Raw genomic sequence first — 1,050 nt, 5'->3', positions numbered from 1 at the left:
TGCTAAATTATATTGACAACGAGCATTTAATTATAAATATTCAATACAAGAAAAACAGTTAGAACAAGAATTAAACTTAAATAATCAACAACCAATAATTGTTAATTTACAAACGGATATTAGAGATATTAAAAAAGAAAGTGATAATAATGCTTAATCATTTTACTTATTTGTTAGAAACACCTTATTGGTTATTACAAAATAGTAGTATTGGTAATAAATATCCATTTGCTAAAAAATATGAATTAGTAAATGAAATTAATCAAATTGGGACACGATATAGTGGTAAGACTATTTCAAACATAAAAATGTTTGGAGAATTATTAAAAATTAGTTTATTAATTAAAGAACCGATTTGTATCATTGCTAGTATGTATTGAAGTAAAGATTTAAAAGATAGTGTATTTCAAAATATATGAAATATGTTAGATAAAAATAATATTCCTTATACTATTAATTTATCAAATTTTACTTTTACTTTATCAAATGGTAGCAAAATATATTGTAAAGGTTTACATTCACCAAGTCGGAAAGAAAAATTAAAAGCCTTTGCTGATTTGAATAAATATAAATTAGTTATTGATTGAAGAGAAGAATGTGACCAATTTCAACAAAAAGATTTAAGTGATTTAGAATTTGCTATTCGTGGTTATCAAAATAAAATAACAATTAATACATGTAATCCTGAAAGCTTAAAAAGATATATTGTTGGTTATTGTAATGAATTAATGCCTTTTGATGAAGAAATAATGCGTAGTAAATATGAACAAATAAAATACATTGAAAAATGAAATATGAAAATTATTATTCATTATTCTAGTTGAAGATTAAATTATGAATTACCACAAGATAAAGTTAATGAACAATTAAGATTAGAACAATTAGATATTGAAAGAGCAAGAGTATGGAGTTGAGGTTTACCAGGCAATACTAGTGGGTCAATCTTTGCACGATATATTGATATTATGCAAGCAACAGATATTATTCAACCAACTAAGTTATTAGGTGGTGTTGATTTAGCAAACTCTACTAGTCCTAAGGGACATACAA

The 1,050-nt window shown here is 24.0% G+C and carries 1 protein-coding gene; it reads left to right on the top strand.

The window, feature by feature from the left end; all coding sequences use genetic code 4:
- Positions 1–149 precede the first annotated feature (149 nt).
- A partial coding sequence (locus D9R21_RS06705; RefSeq protein ID WP_126821562.1) for a PBSX family phage terminase large subunit occupies positions 150–1,050 on the top strand: 901 nt, incomplete at its 3' end.

The sequence above is a fragment of the Spiroplasma endosymbiont of Megaselia nigra genome (assembly GCF_003987485.1).
Taxonomy (GTDB): Bacteria; Bacillota_I; Bacilli_A; order Mycoplasmatales; family Mycoplasmataceae; genus Spiroplasma.
Note: the sequence above shows the minus strand (reverse complement) of the source record. Positions and strands in the feature narration are given on the sequence as shown.